Annotated in this window: 14 protein-coding genes and 1 pseudogene; 3 read left to right on the top strand and 12 right to left on the bottom strand. The window is 54.0% G+C overall.

All coding sequences use genetic code 11. The features are described 5' to 3' along the window. Positions 1-7 precede the first annotated feature (7 nt). Entirely contained in the window at positions 8-472 is a 465-nt protein-coding gene (locus DS739_RS05905) for a hypothetical protein (protein WP_006115208.1), read from the top strand. Here the strand turns inward: DS739_RS05905 and prfA are convergent. The 6 genes and pseudogenes from prfA to DS739_RS05875 form a co-directional block, all read right to left on the bottom strand. Further along, positions 469-1527 carry a peptide chain release factor 1 gene (gene prfA, locus DS739_RS05900; RefSeq protein WP_006115207.1) on the bottom strand — a complete coding sequence of 353 codons (1059 nt, stop codon included), beginning with the start codon at positions 1525-1527 and terminating at the stop codon, positions 469-471. The two genes, DS739_RS05905 and prfA, sit on opposite strands and share 4 nt — an antisense overlap. After that, positions 1524-2773, bottom strand: a pseudogene (gene hisS / locus DS739_RS05895) (histidine--tRNA ligase). Before hisS ends, prfA begins: the two are co-directional and overlap by 4 nt. A gap of 125 nt (positions 2774-2898) precedes the next feature. Then, complete coding sequence (gene ispG / locus DS739_RS05890) at positions 2899-4059, bottom strand: flavodoxin-dependent (E)-4-hydroxy-3-methylbut-2-enyl-diphosphate synthase (protein ID WP_003623480.1); 1161 nt, start codon at positions 4057-4059, stop codon at positions 2899-2901. 136 nt (positions 4060-4195) lie between these two features. Continuing rightward, positions 4196-5470, bottom strand: a complete 1275-nt coding sequence (locus tag DS739_RS05885) for a RodZ domain-containing protein (protein WP_170315273.1) — start codon at positions 5468-5470, stop codon at positions 4196-4198. Beyond that, on the bottom strand, positions 5463-6545 hold the full coding sequence (locus tag DS739_RS05880; RefSeq protein WP_170315280.1) for a nitronate monooxygenase family protein: 1083 nt from the start codon (positions 6543-6545) through the stop codon (positions 5463-5465). The genes DS739_RS05885 and DS739_RS05880 overlap by 8 nt, the downstream gene beginning before the upstream one ends. Beyond that, positions 6538-7791 (bottom strand): aspartate kinase, encoded by a 1254-nt coding sequence (locus DS739_RS05875; RefSeq protein ID WP_035351732.1) that lies wholly within the window; start codon positions 7789-7791, stop codon positions 6538-6540. Before DS739_RS05875 ends, DS739_RS05880 begins: the two co-directional genes overlap by 8 nt. Positions 7792-7963: 172 nt before the next feature. Between DS739_RS05875 and ubiG the strand changes: the two genes are divergently transcribed. Then, positions 7964-8704 carry a bifunctional 2-polyprenyl-6-hydroxyphenol methylase/3-demethylubiquinol 3-O-methyltransferase UbiG gene (gene ubiG, locus DS739_RS05870; RefSeq protein ID WP_006115201.1) on the top strand — a complete coding sequence of 247 codons (741 nt, stop codon included), beginning with the start codon at positions 7964-7966 and terminating at the stop codon, positions 8702-8704. 54 nt (positions 8705-8758) lie between these two features. On the opposite strand, the gene DS739_RS05865 is transcribed toward ubiG, so the two are convergent. The 5 genes from DS739_RS05865 to DS739_RS05845 all read right to left on the bottom strand — a co-directional run bounded on the left by DS739_RS05865 (position 8759) and on the right by DS739_RS05845 (position 12283). Then, on the bottom strand, positions 8759-10021 hold the full coding sequence (locus DS739_RS05865) for a lactonase family protein (RefSeq protein WP_006115200.1): 1263 nt from the start codon (positions 10019-10021) through the stop codon (positions 8759-8761). Between the two features lie 31 nt (positions 10022-10052). After that, entirely contained in the window at positions 10053-10565 is a 513-nt protein-coding gene (locus tag DS739_RS05860; RefSeq protein WP_006115199.1) for a DUF2147 domain-containing protein, read from the bottom strand. A 131-nt stretch (positions 10566-10696) separates the two neighbouring features. Further along, complete coding sequence (locus DS739_RS05855) at positions 10697-11179, bottom strand: DUF1178 family protein (RefSeq protein WP_006115198.1); 483 nt, start codon at positions 11177-11179, stop codon at positions 10697-10699. A 20-nt stretch (positions 11180-11199) separates the two neighbouring features. Further along, positions 11200-11466, bottom strand: coding sequence for a glutaredoxin 3 (gene grxC, locus DS739_RS05850; protein WP_035351735.1), 267 nt, complete (start codon positions 11464-11466; stop codon positions 11200-11202). 49 nt (positions 11467-11515) lie between these two features. Beyond that, entirely contained in the window at positions 11516-12283 is a 768-nt protein-coding gene (locus tag DS739_RS05845) for a ComF family protein (protein WP_006115196.1), read from the bottom strand. 72 nt (positions 12284-12355) lie between these two features. Between DS739_RS05845 and DS739_RS05840 the strand changes: the two genes are divergently transcribed. Beyond that, the gene (locus tag DS739_RS05840) at positions 12356-13231 is read left to right on the top strand and encodes a methyltransferase domain-containing protein (RefSeq protein ID WP_035351450.1); all 876 of its coding nucleotides are present in this window, start codon (positions 12356-12358) and stop codon (positions 13229-13231) included. A gap of 12 nt (positions 13232-13243) precedes the next feature. Here DS739_RS05840 and moaA read toward each other — a convergent pair whose 3' ends face one another. After that, positions 13244-14260, bottom strand: coding sequence for a GTP 3',8-cyclase MoaA (gene moaA / locus DS739_RS05835; RefSeq protein ID WP_006115194.1), 1017 nt, complete (start codon positions 14258-14260; stop codon positions 13244-13246). Positions 14261-14392: the final 132 nt, after the last annotated feature.

Raw genomic sequence — 14392 nt, 5'->3', positions numbered from 1 at the left:
GACATCAATGCCCCAATTTTTCCGCCGTATCCAGAACACAACTTTTTGCCTGCTTGGCCTTATGGCCGCATTGCCCCTTTCTTACGCCTATGCGGGCGAATTTACGGTAACAGACGGCAAGGCAGATACGGAAATTTCTGAAGTTTCACGCATCTATCTGGATGGCAAACTTGTAAGCGTGATCCGACTGGATGATAAAAATCAGGAAAAAACGGTTAAAGTCACCACCCCTATGGGGCGGTTAGACCACACCTATACCTTATGCGGTGAAATCACCATCCGCTCTCCCGAAGGACGGGTAGAAACTCATGAGGTAGATAGTGATGGCACGCTCCACAACCCCGATGGGCACCATTTTTACGCCTTGGGGTCTGATAACTTCACTGAATTCTTTTTAACTGATCCAAACGCGCCAGAAGCAGCGGAGCATCACCCCGGCCATTCTGGCGTGTGTGCAGCACCTATCAGTTAAAAACCTTCAGCCGCCAGCAGAGCCGCCTGTTCTTCCTGCGTAAGGGCATCTACAAACTCATCCAGTTCCCCCAACATGACACGATCAATTTTATAGAGTGTCAGGTTGATACGATGATCCGTGACACGCCCTTGCGGGAAGTTATAGGTGCGAATACGCTCTGATCTATCTCCCGTACCTACCTGAGAGCGCCTATCTGCCGCACGGTTGGCATGGGCCTGCGCTCTTTCACGCTCATACAAACGTGCACGCAGGATTTTCATGGCCTTGGCACGGTTTTTATGCTGGCTTTTTTCTTCTTGCATAGAAACCACAATGCCGCTGGGCATATGGGTAAGGCGTACGGCACTTTCCGTCTTATTCACATGCTGCCCACCAGCCCCAGAGGCTCGAAACACATCTACCCTCAGGTCTGTTTCGTTAACCTCTACATCAACATCTTCGGCTTCTGGCAGCACAGCCACCGTAACTGTGGAGGTATGGATACGGCCCTGACTTTCCGTAGCGGGCACGCGCTGCACCCGATGCACACCGGATTCATACTTCAACCGCGCAAACACGCCTTTGCCGTTAATTTCGGCAATCCCTTCGCGCAGGCCGCCTAACTCGCTTTCGTCATAATCCATAACGGTAAAGCGCCAGCCGTTTAGGTCTGCATAACGGCGGTACATGTCAAACAGTTCGGCCGCGAACAGAGCGGCTTCATCGCCCCCAGCCGCAGGCCGCACTTCCAGAATAGCACTGCGGGCGTCTGCCACATCTTTTGGTAACAAAGACAGACGCACATCTTTTTGCAGTTGTGGAAGTTGCTCACGCAGCTCAGTCAGCTCTGCTTCTGCCAGTTCCTTCATTTCTGGATCTGCTAAAAGCAGCTCAGCTTGCCGGATACCGTCTTCCACCCCGCGCAGGGCGTTGATACGCGCCACAACGGGTTCGATTTCAGCATATTCTCGTGATGCCTGCGTAAAAGCTTCACCATTTAGCCCGCTTGCTAGCTGCGCTTCCAACTCCAGAGCGCGGCTGACAATCTGGTCTAGTCGTTCGTCAAACTTCATGCTGCAAATACGTCTTGCGCTTTGGAAAGCAACGTATCACGAGAGACTTCCTGTTCGGCCCCTGTTTCCATATTTTTTACACGAAACAGACCTTTGGCTAGTTCATCTTCCCCAAGGAAAAGCACATGGCTGGCGTTCTGCTTACCTGCGCGTTCCATACGCTTACGCAGTGAACCCTTGTAGCCAATTTCTGTTCTTACACCCTGCCCGCGCAAACCCTGCAAAATCTGCACAACTGCGCTTTCATCAGGCGCGCCAACAGGTACCAACACAACAGAGCGCGGCGCCGCAGGCACTTGTTCTAGCAGCATAGACAGGCGCTCAATACCCGCAGCCCAGCCAATAGCTGGCACTTCTGGCCCACCCATCTGTTTTACCAAACCATCATACCGGCCACCAGCCAGCACTGTGCCCTGAGAACCCAGACGATTGGTGACGAACTCAAACGTGGTGTGGTTATAGTAGTCCAGCCCACGCACAATGCTGGGGTTTACAGTGTAGGCAATGCCGAACACATCCAGCTTATTGCGCAAATCCTCCCAAAACGTACGGGCTTCTGGTGTTAGAAACTCTGCCATCATGGGCGCATCAGCCACCAGAACCTTATCGCCTGCATCCTTGCTATCCAGAATGCGCAGCGGGTTCTTTTCCAAACGGGTTAGACTGTCTTCAGACAATTTATCCTTATGGGCCGAAAAATACGCTACCAAAGCATCTCGCCATGCATCACGGCTGGCAGCATCACCCAGCGTATTCAGTTCCAGCGTCACGTAATCTGCAATGCCCAACGCCTTGAGCACTTCGTACCCCATGGCAATGGCTTCTGCATCTGCCAGGGGTTCGGCTGCACCCAGAAGCTCTGCGCCAATTTGGTGAAACTGGCGATACCGCCCTTTCTGGGGCCGTTCATGCCGGAACATGGGGCCTGCATAAAATACTTTCTGCGGCAGAGACTGCGTAAGCGCATTGGTAACCAAGGCCCGGCAAATGGCTGCCGTACCTTCTGGCCGCAATGTTAGGCTTTCACCATCCCGATCACTAAAGGAATACATTTCTTTGGAAACAACATCGGACGTATCCCCAAAGAGCGAGAGAAAACCCGTGTATCTTCAAAAATCGGGGTTGCCCATTCATCAAACCCGTAAACACCTGCAATCCGGCGCGCTGTGTCTACCACATGCGCATGGCGGCGCTGGTCTTCTCCAATAAGGTCGTGCGTTCCTCTTACGGGCTGAATGCTGCTCACGAATACATATTCCCACACCACGGCACCCGTCACCTTGGCTGGCGTGGTGTTTTTTGCTGTTTAAAATGGCACGTCTGCCCCTGCCCGCGCCTTTTGGCGCAAAGCAGAGGAAGAAAGTTGAATGCTTAGTTGGCAGATGCCATGTCTGGCAGTTCCTGCGCTTTACCTTCCTGCTTTTCCTTGGCTTCTTCTGCCTGAATAGCAGCAACGCGCTCTTCTACCAGTTCCACAACATGTTCGATCATGTCTGCCGCAGGCACGGTATGATCCTGCTTGCCACCGGCATACACCATGTGGCGGCCAGAGCCACCGCCGGTTACGCCCAGATCGGTCAGCAGGGCTTCACCCGGGCCGTTCACCACACACCCGATAATGGACAGGGTAAGTGGGGTTTTAATATGTGCCAGCCGGTCTTCCAGCGTCTGCACTGTTTCCACCACGTTAAAGCCCTGACGCGCGCAGGACGGGCAGGAAATAATCTTAACACCACGGTGGCGTAGGCCGAGGGACTTAAGAATATCCCAACCCACCAGCACTTCTTCTTCCGGCGCAGCGGAAAGAGAAACACGCATGGTATCACCCACACCGGCCCACAGCAGGTTGCCCAGACCAATAGAGGATTTTACGGTGCCAGCACGCTTGCTGCCTGCTTCTGTAATGCCAATGTGCAGCGGGTAATCGCAGGCATCTGCCAGTTGCTGATACGCAGCCACCGCCATGAACACATCTGATGCCTTCACGCTGATCTTGAATTCACGAAAATCATGATCTTCCAGAATTTTAGCGTGTTCCAGAGCGCTTTCCACCAGCGCATCTGGGTTAGGCTCACCATATTTTTCAAGCAGATGCTTTTCCAGTGATCCAGCGTTCACACCAATACGGATGGAACAGCCGTAATCCTTAGCGGCCTTAACCACTTCACGCACACGCTCGGCGCTGCCGATGTTGCCTGGGTTGATACGCAGGCAGGCAGCACCTGCCTTTGCAGCTTCAATAGCGCGTTTGTAGTGGAAGTGAATATCGGCCACGATAGGGACATTCACTTCCTTTACAATTTCTTCCAGCGCCTTGGTGCTTTCCTCATCCGGGCAGGACACACGCACAATATCCACACCCGCCATTTCTGCACGACGAATCTGCTCGATTGTTGCCTGTGCATCAGTCGTGAGGGTGTTGGTCATGGTCTGGACGGAAATCGGCGCATCACCACCGACGGCTACCTTGCCGACATGGATCTGCCGAGATTTCCGACGCTCGATATGCTGGTAAGGCCGGTAGCCGCTCATTTTACATCCTTTTGTCGAAAACGACAGTTGAGGGAAGCTGCCGTGTTCGGCCACACGGCGTTCTCCATTGCGTTTGGTGTTTTCCTGCCAAAATCAGGGCCATTTGGCTACACATAATACGCGCGAGGGTGCCATTCTAGTGTGAACCCATGCCCTGAAGCTGGCGCGCATTCAAATCATCAGCGCTTGGTTCTGCTTGCACAGGCGCGGCCCGATGGCGTGTGCGAGGTGCAGTTTCCTTGGGCTTAAGCGCCTGTTCCGAGGCTGCCAGATCTGTCTGCGCATCGGTTGGTATCTCTGATACCGTATTGGGCGTAGGGGCTGCAACATCTGCATGCATCGGCGGTGTGGCAACGTTATTTTGCACGGCAGGTGCGGCCAATATACCATCACGCACACTTTGCGGTGTTAGCAGCATTTTGCGGCGTACAGCACCGTTGCGCCCTAAAGGCGCTGTCAGCACATCCCCCATACGCAAAACAATGCCACCCGCATTGCCTACGGTCAGGCTATAGGGGCCACCCTCCACCGGCACATTCCATTCCTCATCGGGTTGTAAAATGTGATCGTAAACAACCTTGCCGTTGGCATCCTTCACCTGCACCCAACTGGCAGCAAGCGCCTTCAGCACGATCTGATTATCAGCAACCACCTCAGAAGGAGCCGCTGGCGTTGCAGCAGGTAGCGTTTGCGTGTTGGGTTGTTGGGGAGTTTGTGCAGATGTTGCGCCAATATCACCAACTGGCTGCGTTGCTTCCGGTGCTACGGCGCCTTCAGGCGAAGCACTTCCCGCACCTTGTGCGTTCGATGCCGGTTCAGAACCTGATGGCTTAGGCTGCGCAGAGGGTGGCAAAGGTGCTGGAACGGCACTTTTGTCCGGCAAAATGGAAGCCACTTGCGGAGAAGGCGCATTATGCGTCTGCTCACCAGGCAGAAGGCTTGCCACTGGCGGCACACGCTCCGGAGCAGGTGGCGTGTGCCCTGTAAAGTAATACCACCCCACATAGCTGGCCAGAATAACAGCAAGCCCAAGAGAAATGGACACAGCCGGAGGAATACGCCGATCTGGCGGCGGATCTGGAAACACAAGTTCTGGCTGCCGAATAGCGTTGCGCGCTTCCTGCCTGTAACGCTCCACCATAGGGTTTGGATCAAACCCCAAAGCCTGCGCATAGGCCCGTAAAAACCCAAGCGTATATACTTCCGCCGGAAGCACATCCGCTTTTCCGGTTTCCAGCGCATCCAGATATGCATCTCGGATGCGCAGATACGCGGCAACATCATCCAAGGACCAGCCAAGCTGTTCGCGGCGTTTGCGCAGCGCGCCCCCTACCCCGTATGTACCAATATCGGGGAGCGGAGGCAGAGCAGCCGGCTGCTCCTGTTCAGAACTTGGGGCGTTTTCAGCCATCAGCATCCATGCGGCGTTGTTGACGGATCAGCGCTATCACGGCCTGATCTATCAGGTCAGCAATAATCTGGGCCACCGGCTGCACAGATTTTACCATGCCAACAGATTGCCCGGCCATAACAGAGCCTTCTTCTACATCTCCATCAATAACCGCACGCCGCAAGGCACCCGCCCAGAAATGTTCGATTTCCAGTTGCGCATCTTCACGCGTGAGATCACCCGCCTGAAAGCGGCGGATAACATCGGCCTGATGCGCTACAAATTTACGCCCGCCCTCATTGCTGATGGCCCGCACCGGAATAACCGGAAAGCGTTCATCAAGCTGAACCGAGGTCGTAGCATCACGCGCATTGGCCCGCACAAAAGCTTTTTTAAAGTTTTCGTGGGCAATGCTTTCCTCTGCCGCAGCAAAACGTGTACCAAACTGGCCACCAGCAGCGCCCTGCTCCAAATAGGAAACAAGCGCATCACCACGGCCAAGGCCGCCAGCCACAAAAACCGGCACGTTCTGGATATGCGGCAGAATTTCCTGCGCCAGCACAGTCAGGGAAACGGGGCCGATATGACCACCTGCTTCTGCACCTTCAATGACCAGCGCATCCACACCCATCTTGATCAGCCGCTTGGCCAACACCAATGCTGGGGCAAAGCCAATAACCTTGGCGCCACCATCCTTGGCGGCCTTAATGGCGGCGCTGGGCGGAATACCACCTGCCAGCACAATATGGCCCACCTTGGCATCCAGACACACCTGCACCAGCTCATCCAACTGAGGGTGCATGGTAATCAGATTTACGCCAAAAGGGCGATCTGTCAGCGCACGGGTGGCGGCAATTTCCTCAGCCAAACGGGCTGGTTCCATAGCACCACAGGCAATCACACCAAACCCACCTGCATTGGAAATGGCGGATACAAGGTGACGTTCACTCACCCAAGACATTGCCCCAGCCAAAATGGCGTAAGGCGTGCCCAGAAAATCCGTCCCCCTTTGCCACAACTTATCCAACCGCGTGCGGGCGCGCTGCCATTCTTCAGACGTTGGAGCGGGATTCAGGCTGCTTGCAATATCAGACATCATCAAGACCATAGGCCGTGTGCAGCGCACGCACTGCCAGTTCGGCATATTCTGCGGCTACCAGCACGGAAACCTTGATTTCGCTGGTGGAAATGGCCTGAATGTTGATGGAACGTTCAGACAGCGTGCGGAACATGGTGCTGGCAACACCTGCATGAGAACGCATGCCACTGCCCACCACACTCACCTTTACGATATCCGGGTCTGTTTGCAGTTCTTCATACTGCACAGCGCCGCGCACGCTTTCCAGAATGCTTATAGCGCGTGGCAGATCGGTCTTGCTGGTGGTGAAGGTCATGTTTGTGGTGCCATCTGCGCCGGTGCTCTGCACAATCATGTCCACATTCACATTGGCTTCGCTCAATGGGCCAAAAATTGCCGCCGCAATGCCCGGACGGTCAGGAATACGCCGAACCGACAGTTTGGCTTCATCACGGGAGTAGGCAATGCCGGTGACCAGTTTCTTTTCCACGATTTCGTCCTCATCCACCACCATAGAGCCGGGAAGGTGACCTTCCGTAACTGCGGGGCCATCTTCAAAGCTGGAAAGCACCTGCACACGCACACGCTCGCGCATGGCAAGGCCTACACTGCGTGTTTGCAGCACCTTGGCGCCAACAGATGCCAGCTCCAGCATTTCTTCATACGTAATTTTGTCCAGCTTACGCGCCTTGGGCACGATTCTGGGGTCTGTGGTGTAAATACCGTCCACGTCCGTGTAGATATCGCACCGATCCGCCTTAATGGCAGCGGCAAGCGCCACGGCAGATGTATCTGAGCCACCGCGCCCCAACGTGGTTACGCGGCCATCTGGCCCAACACCCTGAAAGCCGGCCACAACCGGCACCATACCATCGGCCATGCTGCCCAGCAGACGCGCGCCATCTATCGAATCGAGGCTGGCCTTGCCGTGCAGGGAATCCGTAAGAATGGGCACCTGCCACCCGGCAAAGGAGCGCGAAGGCACGCCAAGCTTTTGCAAGGCAATAGCCAGCAAACCACTGGTTACCTGCTCACCCGTTGCCACAACGGCATCGTATTCGCGCGCATCATACAAAGGAGAAAGAGACTGACAGAACCCAACCAGCCGGTTGGTTTCTCCTGCCATGGCTGAAACAACCACCAGCACATCGCAGCCTGCGTCTTTCTGTTTTTTGACGCGCTCGGCCACGGCTCTGATACGGTCAAGATCCCCCACGGATGTCCCGCCGAATTTCATGACGATCCGGGGTGCGGAACCGGACATAGCTTTATTCTCCACCAAACAGGCCGTAAAACGCATTGCACCAGCCCTTCCCGCCACCTGCATAGCGGAAAAGACGCATGGGAACGGTTGCGCTGCTTCACAAGCCGCGTCACATACCTCTCCCGGCCCCCTTTCGTCCAGCGGGGAGACCAGCAGGAAAGGAATTTGTTGTATGCACGCCACCCGAGAGGAAGCGCCTTCCTCTGTTTCTTCCGAGGAAATTGCCCGCTTTAGTGCTCTGGCAGACAAGTGGTGGGATCCAACAGGCCCCATGCGCCCCCTGCATGCCATGAATGGCCTGCGGATTGAATGGGCCAGCCGCCACCTGCCCCTGCGTGGCCGCAAATCACGCAAGCCGCATGTGCTGGATATTGGCTGTGGCGCGGGGCTGGCTAGTGAAGCCCTGGCAAAAGCCGGATATAACGTATTGGGGCTGGATGCATCGGCCAATGGTATTGCCGCTGCACAGGCACATCTGGAAGCCAACCCGCTTCCTGCCGGTTCTGGCACGCTCCATTATCGCCAAGGCAGCGCGGAAGAATTGGTGGCCGAACACGCCAAGTTTGATGCTGTAATGGCTTTAGAAATTATAGAGCATGTGACTGATCCTGAAGCATTTATGGTTATGCTGGCGCAGCTTGTAGATGCCAATGGCACAATCATTGTTTCTACCATGAACCGCACCTTGCGCTCCTTGGCTGTCGGCAAGATTGGAGCGGAATATTTGCTGCGCCTGCTACCTGTTGGCACACACGAATGGCGCAAGTTTATCCAGCCTTCCGAACTGGGGCGCTATGCCCGCGCCGCTGGCCTGCGGATGGTTGCCATTTCTGGCATGGCCCCCGGCATTGGCAGCTGGAAAGAAACGCAGGACTTGGGCATTAACTACATCGCTGCCTTCAAAAAAGACTGATACAGAATTTACTTTTAATATCAGTGTGTTGCTGACGCTTTCTTACACAATATGTTAAGCAGGAAGCGTCAGAAACTCAAAGCAGGTTGGGCTGCCGATGGGTGTAAAATCCCACGTAAAGCCAATCTTGCCGGTGGTTTTATCTACCCGGAAAGATGTAATGGAATCACTCCGCTGGTTGGCCACGTATAAATAGCTGCCAGTAGGATCAAATTTGAGCGCCCGCCCGTAATCGGCATGTGTCCAGATTTCATCCACCAATGTTAGGCCACCATCCTGCGCCACCTGAAACACAGCCAGAGAATCGCCCAAGCGGTTAGAGACGTAAAGAAAATGCTCATCGGGTGAGAACAGAATGCCCGCAGCCAGCGTGCTCCCCCGGAAGTGTGCGGTTAAGCTACTTACGGCCTGTTGCGGTGCAATATCTCCTGTTTTGGCATCAAAATTTGCCACCACAACTTTGGAATCCTGTTCGCACAGAATGTACAGCCGCGCGCCATCCGCAGAAAACTGAAAATGCCGCGGGGCGGAGCCCGCTGTCATGGTGGTAAACGGCTTTTTGGCCGGGAACAGACGCCCCGTATCCAGATTGATCCCATACACATACATTCTATCCAACCCGGCATCTGCCACTGCCACAAAGCGGCCGGATGGGTCTGCATGGATCATATGTGGGTGAGAGCCTGAGTGGTCACTTATTGCAAAGTTACCCGGCGGATTATCCGAAGCCCGATCTGGCATACGTGGGCCAGTATTGTGGATGAGAGTTGTCATCGGCCCCAAGGAACCATCTTTTTGCACGCGCAACAGTGCAAAATTCCCACCCGTATAATTGGCCACCATAACGTATTTACCAGAGGGATGGACGCTCAGATGCGCCGGATCTGCCCCACCAGAAGAAACGGTATTCAGCTTTGTTAACGCGCCCGTGCCATGATCTACCGAAAAAGCCGTGACGGCTCCGGTGTTTTTTCCTTCAAAATCATTGATTTCGTTAACGGCGTAAAGAAAACGCTTATCCGGAGAAAATGCGATAAAAGAAGGGCTGGCAACATCTGTAAATGTATTCAGATGGTTGAGAGAACCTGTTTTACGGTTCATTTCAAAAACCGTAATGCCATCCCCATTGCCACCCGGCGGCCCGTGCTGCGTATAGCCGCCTACATAACATAAAATACGCTCTGGCGATGGTGGCGTTGCGGCATCCTGTGTATCGGTTACAGGCGTGTTATTGTCTGCCCGCACATAGGTGCTTCCCAAAAAACCACACGCCAGACCACCCAGCCCGAAAGCACGACGCGAAAACGAGCCGCTCATAATCCTGTTTTTCTCCTTAATGCGCGTATGCTCAGGGCATCTTGCAGACAGGCCCCATTGGCGGCCCGGAATACCGTGTCCATGTCTGGGTTTCACCAAAAATGGGCAGGCCTAGATAACCGCGCAGTTTCAGCACACCAGACTGGGGAGACCAGATCCGAGCGTCATACTTATGGCCACTATCGGGGTCCAGAATATTCCCTTCCCACTTGTTTTTTTCATCTTTCAGCGGACGAAAATCCGTTAGCATCAAGAGGTTACACTCGGTTTTTCCATCATGCCCCTTGGGAACATCCGTGCCATCGTAGCGTAAGCCAATCAATCGGCCACAAACAGTTTCCCCACATTTTTCAATCTTAAAAACGCCGTCATGATCTTGGCTTAGCCAGTAACCCATCAGGCTGCTTTCATCCCCCAAGGCAACAGAATCTGCCATGGCAGGCTGAGAAATTGCAGGAAGCAGCGCGGCAGATATGCCTAATACGGACGAAAGAAAAAAAGCCCTAATTCCGGTTTGAGCGCCGCGCGCCATGAAGTTTTTCATGCTCTCTTTCTCCTTCGCCCAGCCCTGTTGCCAACATATAATTTTTACGTAACCGGCTGGTTTGCCCTGTTAATTTGGGCACCGTAACCCCTGCCTGCCACCCCCAACACTGTTCCGACAACCCCGAAAAATTAGCTGTCGGTCTTGCGTACCCACGGAAGCGGCAGCACATCAACCCCTTCATCTTCCAGCATTTCGCGCTCTGATGCCGTCATATCTCCATAGATACTGCGTTCTGGCGCTTCTCCATGATGAATACGCAGGGCTTCATCCGCAAAATTGGAACCTACGTTTTCGCAGTTTTCTTCCACCGCGGCTCTGATCTGGCGCAAAGCGCTTATCAGATTATCTGACACTACGGGTTCTAACTGTTGCGGTGCAGGTGGCGCTTCGGGTTGTTGTGGCATTTCTTCGGGTTTGGAAGGTTCCATTTGTTTCGGATGCGAGCGGCCCTTTACAATAGCGGGTGCCATGAGGGCCTGCTCTACCTTAGCCGTGCCACAAATGGCGCAGCTCAACAGGTTTTCCTGCTTCAGGCGTGCAAAAGCGGTGCTATCCCGATACCAGCCTTCAAACGTATGCCCATTTGCACAACAGAGCTGATAACAGATCATCCGCTTTTACCTCCTACCTTTCAGTTTTCACCCAAACCCAGAGCTGCATCCAGCTTGCCTTGGCGCTCTAGTGACATCAGATCATCACATCCGCCCAAGCACCGATCTCCTACAAAAACCTGCGGTACAGTTGTGCTGCCACCAGAGCGGCGGATGGCATCTTCACGTGCCTGCGTGCCACGAGGGGCGTTAATTTCCTTGAACGGCACCTTTTTGCGTTCCAGCAATGTAACGGCCCGCATGCAAAAAGGGCATCCCGGCTGCGTGTAAATTTCGATTTCAGGCATAAACATTTTCCTTCTGTGTGTTGGTAAGTCCGGTTTTTACACCGCACATCTATTCTGGAAGGTTTATATCAACTTCTGGCCGCGCAGGCACCAGCCCCGCCACTAAAAGACTGACATCCAGCACCCCGGCCTGCCTTAATGCCTGCACACAGGCCGTAGCTGTAGCGCCTGTTGTGAGCATATCATCCACCAACACAACAGAACGTCCGTGCAGTTTTTGCTGCCATTTGGGCCTAAATGTAATGGCGCTTTGCATTTCCTGCTGCCGTTCCTTGCGGGAAAATCCAGCTAATTTTGTTGTGGCGCGCGTACGCATAAGGGCATCAGGCAGCACCTGTAAATGCTTTACGCGCGCCACCTCAGCCGCCAGCAGTGCCGCCTGATTGTAACGACGCCGGAGCAACCGCCACCTATGCACAGGCACGGGCACCAGCAACACATCTGGCCGCAGAATATCTTGCCCTATCTGCATCATACGTTGCGCCAGAAAACGAGCGTTTTCTGTTCTATCTGCATATTTTAGCTGTAAAATGAGATCTCTGGCGGCCGCCGTATAAACAAAAGCCGCCCGCGCATGTTGCCATGCAGGATGATGCTGCTCACACGCAGCGCACAACCCCGTATGCCCCAAACTTTCCTGCGAGGGCTGAGGCGCTGCACAAGCATCACAAAATGGGCGACTAATTGATTGTAGGCGATCAAAGCAGGAAACGCAGGCTGCCCCCTGCTGCGCCACGTCTGCCCCACACAATATGCAACTTGGCGGATACAAAATATCCAACAAAACCGCGCCTAGTTTGCGTATTTTCACTTGCATTTCATGGGTTCACACAAAATTTCCCGGCCTCTATCCTTGGCAAACCGTAGGGAAGCACGCACATGTTCTAAAATGGATGTGCCCGTAATTTTTGATCGCAAAGCTGTAAGGCTGCACCGTGAACGTGCAGCCCGCACCCAGCACGCCACTGCCCCCATATTAGAAGCGGCAGCAGATATTCTGCTGGATCGGCTGGATGATGTGATGCGTTCATTTTCCAGCGCACTGGATATTGGGGGCCGGGGCATTATCTGCCAAGGGCTGAAACGCAGAAATATTCCAACCATTACCTGCGATCTTTCAGAAGCACAGGCACGTTGCGCATCCACCCCAAGCCTTTGCGCTGATGAAGAACGCCTCCCCTTTGCCCCCGGCAGTTTTGATCTGGTGATTGCCAGCCTGTCCCTCCATTGGGTGAATGATCTGCCGGGTTTATTCCACCAAATCCGCTCTATTCTGCGGCCTGATGGGCTCTTTTTGGCCAGTATTCCCATTTTACCTACGTTGCGGCCTTTGCGGCAGGCATTGGAAATGGCTGAACTGGCATTAAGCGATGGTGTTTCACCCCGCGTATCACCCTTACCCACGCAACAAAGCTGTGTCTCGTTACTTCAGCGGGCCGGGTTTGCGTTGCCGGTGGTGGATACAGAAACGCTGGAACTACGTTACCGCTCCTTACGGGCATTGATGGCAGATTTACGCGCTGCGGGAGAAACCAATGCGCTTGCCCTACGCTCTCGCATCATTCCGCCACGCTTACTGTTTCCTGCCGCTGCGTATGAACTAGAGGATGAAAAAGCAGAAAGCTTCTGCATGCCATTGCATATGGCAATACTTGCTGCGTGGTCTCCCTCTGGCAATCAGCCGCAACCGCTTACACCGGGGCAATTTACACATTCGTTGCATGATGTGCTGCAACAGCAGCCCCATCCTTTAACCAAACCATAAGCAAACAGGTTTTTACCCGCCCGTAACGCTCATATGCCGTTGGGGGCCAGAAACATCAGCTTCCGATGCGCCAAGCAGGAAATCATGCCCTTTAGGTTTACGGGCGATAGCATCCTGAATAGCTTTTTCCAGCGCGGCATCATTGGCGCCAGCCCGCATCAGACTGCGCAAATCTGCGCCATCCTCCTGCCCCAAGCAGGTATAAAGCCGCCCTGTGCAGGACAACCGCACCCTGTTGCATGTTGCACAAAAATTATGGCTCATCGGGGTAATCAACCCCAACCTTCTACCGGTTTCTTCCACCCGCAAGTAACGGGCCGGGCCGCCGGTAACATCCGGAATGGGCGTAAGCGTCCAACGCTTGGATAAATCAGCTTTTACATCCAGCAATGGCAAATAGCGAGATGTGCGATCTTCCCCCGTGTCTCCCATTGGCATGGTTTCAATCAGGCACAAATCTGCGCCTATTTCCCCACACCATGCCAGCAGCGTATCAAATTCATCATCATTCACACCGGCCATAGCAACGGTGTTGATACGCAGCGCCAGCCCGACATCTCGCGCTGCACGTATGCCTTCTAATGTAGCCGCCAGTTTGCCCCGGCGGGTTATTTGCGCAAACCGGGCTTCATCCAATGTATCCAAACTTACATTCACACGCCGCACACCTGCATCAAACAAGGTTTGCGCATACTGGGCCAAGTGGCTGCCATTGGTTGTAAGAGTGAGCTCTTCCAACTGGCCCCGATTATCTGAATGCTTGAGCCATGTGCCCAGTTCCTGAAAAAACGGGCCAATATCACGGCGCACCAAAGGTTCTCCGCCTGTTATACGCAGGCGGCGCACACCGTGCTGCACAAACACACGGCATAGGCGCAACAGTTCATCGTAATCCAGAACATCTGAGCGCGGCAGAAATGTCATGCGTTCGGCCATGCAGTATGTGCACCGCATGTCGCACCGGTCTGTTACCGATACACGCAGGTAAGAAATCCGCCGCCCGGCAGGGTCCGTTAAAGAGGACAACATTGGTTCTCTATATCAGAAACCAACCCCACATAAAACGACAGTTTGAAGGTTGATCACGGAAAAACACATTGCTTAGATAGCAAAGCGGGCAGCCCTGAAAGAACTGCCCGCTTTACATAACAACCTATACTA

It is taken from the genome of Acetobacter sp. JWB (genome assembly GCF_003323795.1).
Lineage (GTDB): Bacteria > Pseudomonadota > Alphaproteobacteria > Acetobacterales > Acetobacteraceae > Acetobacter > Acetobacter oryzifermentans.
This window is presented reverse-complemented; position numbering and strand designations above follow the sequence as displayed.

Excerpts from the sequence above, each read along its gene's own strand:
- DS739_RS05905 (WP_006115208.1), top strand. The coding sequence starts at position 8 with ATGCCCCAATTTTTCCGCCGTATCCAGAACACAACTTTTTGCCTGCTT.
- prfA (WP_006115207.1), bottom strand. The coding sequence starts at position 1,527 with ATGAAGTTTGACGAACGACTAGACCAGATTGTCAGCCGCGCTCTGGAG.
- ispG (WP_003623480.1), bottom strand. The coding sequence starts at position 4,059 with ATGAGCGGCTACCGGCCTTACCAGCATATCGAGCGTCGGAAATCTCGG.
- DS739_RS05885 (WP_170315273.1), bottom strand. The coding sequence starts at position 5,470 with ATGGCTGAAAACGCCCCAAGTTCTGAACAGGAGCAGCCGGCTGCTCTG.
- DS739_RS05880 (WP_170315280.1), bottom strand. The coding sequence starts at position 6,545 with ATGTCTGATATTGCAAGCAGCCTGAATCCCGCTCCAACGTCTGAAGAA.
- DS739_RS05875 (WP_035351732.1), bottom strand. The coding sequence starts at position 7,791 with ATGTCCGGTTCCGCACCCCGGATCGTCATGAAATTCGGCGGGACATCC.
- ubiG (WP_006115201.1), top strand. The coding sequence starts at position 7,964 with ATGCACGCCACCCGAGAGGAAGCGCCTTCCTCTGTTTCTTCCGAGGAA.
- DS739_RS05865 (WP_006115200.1), bottom strand. The coding sequence starts at position 10,021 with ATGAGCGGCTCGTTTTCGCGTCGTGCTTTCGGGCTGGGTGGTCTGGCG.
- DS739_RS05860 (WP_006115199.1), bottom strand. The coding sequence starts at position 10,565 with ATGAAAAACTTCATGGCGCGCGGCGCTCAAACCGGAATTAGGGCTTTT.
- DS739_RS05855 (WP_006115198.1), bottom strand. The coding sequence starts at position 11,179 with ATGATCTGTTATCAGCTCTGTTGTGCAAATGGGCATACGTTTGAAGGC.
- grxC (WP_035351735.1), bottom strand. The coding sequence starts at position 11,466 with ATGCCTGAAATCGAAATTTACACGCAGCCGGGATGCCCTTTTTGCATG.
- DS739_RS05845 (WP_006115196.1), bottom strand. The coding sequence starts at position 12,283 with ATGCAAGTGAAAATACGCAAACTAGGCGCGGTTTTGTTGGATATTTTG.
- DS739_RS05840 (WP_035351450.1), top strand. The coding sequence starts at position 12,356 with ATGGATGTGCCCGTAATTTTTGATCGCAAAGCTGTAAGGCTGCACCGT.
- moaA (WP_006115194.1), bottom strand. The coding sequence starts at position 14,260 with ATGTTGTCCTCTTTAACGGACCCTGCCGGGCGGCGGATTTCTTACCTG.